The sequence below is a fragment of the Caballeronia sp. genome (assembly GCF_028292365.1).
Classification (GTDB): Bacteria; Pseudomonadota; Gammaproteobacteria; order Burkholderiales; family Burkholderiaceae; genus Caballeronia.
Window position 1 is genome coordinate 1 of record NZ_JAQGMM010000349.1, and the last position, 4,792, is coordinate 4,792.

The window sequence follows — 4,792 nt, forward strand, 5'->3', positions numbered from 1 at the left end:
CGACGTGCTGATCGCCGTGTGGCAGCTCGGCGCCTTCGTGCATGCCGAGGTCGGCTGGGGCGAGGTCGGCCATGTCTTCGTGCTGGGCCTGTACACGCTGGTGCGGGTGTTGGTGCTGATCGCCATCGCCGTGGTGGTGTGGGTGCCGGTGGGCGTGTGGATCGGCATGAACCCGCGCTGGTCGGGCAGGCTGCAGGCGGTGGCTCAGTTCCTCGCGGCGTTTCCGGCCAACCTGATGTTTCCGCTGGCCGTCGTGCTGATCGTGCGTTGGCACCTCGACCCGGAGATCTGGCTGTCGCCGTTGATGGTGCTCGGCACGCAGTGGTACATCCTGTTCAACGTGATCGCGGGCGCCACGGCTTACCCGAATGATTACCGCGAGGTCGCCACCAACTTCCGGATTCGCGGCTGGCAGTGGTGGCGCCAGACCATGCTGCCGGGCATCTTTCCCTATTACGTCACGGGTGCGATCACCGCTTCGGGCGGTGCATGGAACGCCAGTATCGTCGCCGAGTTCGTGCAGTGGGGCGACACCAAGGTAGCCGCGCACGGCCTGGGCGCATACATCGCGCAGACCACTGCTGCGGGCGACTATCCGAAGATCATCCTGGGTATCGCCGTCATGTCGTTGTTCGTCACGCTTTTCAACCGCCTGCTCTGGCGCCCCATGTTCACCTTTGCCGAAGCCAGGCTTCGAGTCGATTGAGGATCCCTCTCCATGCCAAATTCAGACTTCAACGTGGCGTCCCCCACGACGCCGACAAACCCCGCGGCCCGTGTTACCCAAGAGATCCTGAACGTCAAGGGTGTGTCCCGGGGCTTCAAGAAAAGCCAGGGCGACCTGCTCGTACTCGACGACGTCAACCTCTCCTTGCGCGAGGGCGAGATTGTCGGATTGCTCGGACGTTCTGGTTCTGGCAAGTCCACGCTGCTGCGTATCATCGCGGGTTTGATCGAGCCGACCACCGGCGACGTCACTTATAAAGGCAAGCCGCTCGAAGGCCCCGCCGATGGCGTGGCGATGGTGTTCCAGACCTTCGCGCTGTTCCCGTGGCTGACCGTGCTTCAGAACGTGGAGGCGGGACTGGAGGCGCAGGGCGTAGGCGCAGCGCCTCGGCGCGCACGGGCGCTGGCAGCAATCGATTTGATCGGGCTGGACGGTTTCGAGAACGCGTATCCGCGCGAGTTATCGGGCGGCATGCGCCAGCGGGTTGGGTTTGCACGCGCATTGGTCGTCGACCCCACGTTGCTGCTGATGGACGAGCCGTTCTCCGCGCTCGACGTGCTGACGGCCGAGAACTTGCGTACCGACCTGCTCGACCTCTGGACGCAGGGCAAGATGCCGATCAAGTCGGTGCTGATCGTGACGCACAACATTGAAGAAGCGGTGTTCATGTGCGACCGGATCATGGTGTTGTCGTCGAATCCGGGACGGGTGATCGCCGAGATCCAGGTGCCGTTCAAGCATCCTCGTAATCGCCTGGATCCGGCATTCAGATCCCTCGTCGATGAAATCTACGCCAAGATGACCGCGAGGCAATCCGGTGAAGCGACCAGGCAGACGCTCGAGTTCGGCAGCCGGTTACCGCATGTGTCGACCAACTTGCTGGCCGGCCTGATTGAGACGCTCGCGGTGGCGCCGTACAACGGGCGTGCGGACATGCCAGTGATCGCGCGTTCGCTGCATCTGGAAGTGGACGACCTGTTCCCAATCGCGGAAATGTTGCAGCACCTGGGTTTCGCCGAACTGCGTGAAGGGGATATCTACCTGACGCCGTCGGCCCACGTATTCGCCGATCTGGGCACTCATGAACGCAAGATGATGTTTGCCGAGCATCTGTTGAAACACGTGCCGTTGGCCGCGCGCATCAAGAAGGTGTTGAACGAGCGCCCGGGACACCGGGCTCCGCGCGTACGCTTCGAACAGGAACTGGAGGATTTCCTGACTGACGGCGCGGCGGAAGACACGCTCGACTCGGTGATCAACTGGGGACGCTACGGGGAAGTGTTTTCGTACAATGATCAGACCGAGTTGTTCAGCCTGGAAGACGTGGAGTCCTGATTGATTCGTGTGGTTCGTGGAACCGGTGACCTTCGTAGTAGATAGAAGAGATAGAAGATCCGCCTCCTCACGAAGTGCCCAAGGGCGCGCGGCTATGGTTTGCCCGCGCCCTTTCCCATGTGTTCAAAGAACCGGATAGCACGCGCATCGTCGGTATGGGCCGTATTGATCCGCACCCACGGTGACACCTCGCCGTTAGGCCGATAGTAGCTCCCCGGCGCAAGCGTGATACCAAATTTCAAAGCGTGCTCGACCAGCACCATCGAGTCCTCCACGCCAGGCACACGCGTCCAGATAAAGTTGCCGCCGGTGGGTTCATCGAAGACTTCCCAACCATTCTCCTCAAGACGCTGAACCGCTGTTGACAGCGTGTCGTGAATGCGGCGCCGCAAACGTTCGAGATACTTGCGGTACGTGCCTCGCTCAAGCAAGGCCCCCACCACGCATTCGCTAAAGCGCGAACCGCCCAGGCTGGTGAGCACCTTCACGTCGACCAGATCCTTGATCAGATCGCGCTTGGCCGCCAGATACCCAATCCGCAACGACGACGACAACGTCTTCGACAACCCGCCCACGTAGATCACATGATCGAGCTGATCGAGCGACGCAAGCCGTTGAGTCGGCGTTGCCTGGAAGTCTGCATAGATGTCGTCTTCCACGATCATGAAGTCGTGCTGCTGTGCGAGTTGCAGCAACTTGAACGCGACCTGCGGTGCAACATTCGTCGCGGTCGGGTTGTGAAATACGGTGTTGATGAAGAACAGTTTCGGCTTGATGGTCTTGAGCAAATGCTCTGCAACCTCCACATCCGGCCCGCTCGCCAGGCGCGGAACGCCAACAATCCTGACACCCTGCAGCTTGAGCAAACCGAACAGGTTGTAGTAGCCGGGGTCTTCCACGAACACGGTGTCTCCTGGCTTCAGCATGAACCGGACGACCAGGTCGAGCGCCTGGCTCGCACCGCTGGTGACAATGACGTTCGAGATGTCCGCCTCAATGCCGACGACCGCGAGGCGCATCTGGATCTGGTGCCTCAGATTCGCGTCACCATGCGGCATGGCGTAGTCGATCACGCAGCTCGGGTCCATCCGCATCACCTGGCGAACGGTCTGGACAATGCCCTCAATGTCTCGCCACGCTTCCGGCACGAAGCCGCTGCTCAGCTTCAATGACTCGCCTGGATAGTTGAACTGCTGCAGGATCTGATGCGATTCTTCCTCTGCAAGACGAGGATCCGAGCCGCCCGCTGCGCTGCCCTCACCCCCCATGTGGTTCGCCACGTAGAAGCCCGAACCATGCTTCGGCACGATAAAACCCAGCGACGAAAGCCGGTCATACGCCTCGATCACAGGAAACCGGCTGATCTGCTGGGTGGCCGCCAGCGCCCGGATGGACGGCAGTTTCACGCCGGCCAGAAGCTGCCGCGAGCGAATCAGACCCGAAATGCCGGTCACGAGCTGATCGGTCATGGGGACGCCGTTGTGCGGATCGATGACGAGGTTCATTGCCTGATCTCTTGAAGTGTGCAGGGAAAATCACTGAACAGTACGGCACAACTGTTCGCGACTGTACATTCCTAAGATTGGAGTTTAAATAAATAATGCAGTCAAGAGGCCGTCTCTCTGTGAGCGGCCGTGATGGGAGAGGGACATGCGTGAAATCCGGACCTTGGAGCAGGAACCCCATGATGCGCCAGCCTGCTGGCTCATCGATCGGCCTCACACCCTGACGGTTTGCCGGGGTGCGGTGTGGCTGACCATTGAAGGCGAATCCGAAGACTGGTGGCTGCGGGAAGGCGAAACGCTTGAGCTTGCGCCGCGCTCGAAGGTCTGGATCAGCACGTCCGAGCCAAATAGCCGTTTTGTTTTGGCCTCGGCACCGGTATTCTCGCCCACACGGAAATTCGCTTTCTACTGGCTGCTGATCCGTTTCGGCCAGCGCAGGCCGCGGGCAATGTGAGCGGGTCGCGGCCGTGTTCGGCCCGCTTAGCCAACCTTGGCCAACCGACAACGCCTTTATTAAAAGAACCCCGATGAACGACCGACATTCCTTCTCCGCAGATTCCGGCACACCGGATACGTTCAGCATCGCGTGTCCGACGGTCCTGCCGCTCTCTTCGATTCTTCCTGAAGAGCCTCTGCTGATGATGGGCGCCGGCCCCGTACCGATTCCCGACGCCGTGGCCCGAGCCAACGGCGTCGTGATCAACCATCTTGGTTCGACCATGGCGGCGGTCATCGGTCAGGTCAAGACCATGGCCCGGTATGTGTTCCAGACCGAATCGAAATGGGTGATGGGCGTAGCCGGACCGGGGTCGGCTGCCATGGAAATGGCGATCACGAATCTTGCGTGGAAAGGCTCGCGCGTGCTCTGCATCTGCAACGGCTTCTTCAGCGAGCGCATGGCCGAGATGGCGAGGCGAACTGGCGCTCAGGTGGAAACGCTGAGCGTGGTCGACGGCACAGCGGCGGACACGCAGCAAGTGGCGGACGCTATCGACCGGTTTCGTCCGGAGATCGTGACGATCGTGCATGGCGAGACATCGAATACCGTCTGGAACCGCAGTCTCGAATCAATCTCCTCGGTCGCCCGTGCCGCTGGCGCGCTGGTGATTGTCGACGCGGTCTGCACGCTGAGCACCATGCCGCTGCCGATGGACGCATGGGGTATCGACGCCGTGATTACCGGGGGCCAGAAAGGGCTGTCATCGATTCCCGGCGTCTCGCTGCT

The 4,792-nt window shown here is 61.0% G+C and carries 5 protein-coding genes; 4 read left to right on the forward strand and 1 reads right to left on the reverse strand.

What is annotated here, in order from left to right:
* A partial coding sequence (locus JWR14_RS20920) for an ABC transporter permease subunit (RefSeq protein WP_299710817.1) occupies nt 1–706 on the forward strand: 706 nt, incomplete at its 5' end.
* Nucleotides 707–718: 12 nt separating this feature from the next.
* Nucleotides 719–2,062, forward strand: coding sequence for a nitrate/sulfonate/bicarbonate ABC transporter ATP-binding protein (locus JWR14_RS20925; protein ID WP_299710820.1), 1,344 nt, complete (start codon nt 719–721; stop codon nt 2,060–2,062).
* 92 nt (nt 2,063–2,154) lie between these two features.
* On the opposite strand, the gene JWR14_RS20930 is transcribed toward JWR14_RS20925, so the two are convergent.
* Nucleotides 2,155–3,567, reverse strand: a complete 1,413-nt coding sequence (locus tag JWR14_RS20930) for a PLP-dependent aminotransferase family protein (protein WP_299710822.1) — start codon at nt 3,565–3,567, stop codon at nt 2,155–2,157.
* A gap of 145 nt (nt 3,568–3,712) precedes the next feature.
* Here JWR14_RS20930 and JWR14_RS20935 point away from each other — a divergent pair, with 145 nt between their 5' ends.
* A complete protein-coding gene (locus JWR14_RS20935; RefSeq protein WP_299710825.1) occupies nt 3,713–4,021 on the forward strand; it encodes a DUF2917 domain-containing protein in 309 nt (102 codons plus the stop codon).
* A 73-nt stretch (nt 4,022–4,094) separates the two neighbouring features.
* Nucleotides 4,095–4,792, forward strand: a 698-nt coding sequence (locus JWR14_RS20940) for an aminotransferase class V-fold PLP-dependent enzyme (protein WP_299710828.1), incomplete at its 3' end; no start/stop codon positions are given.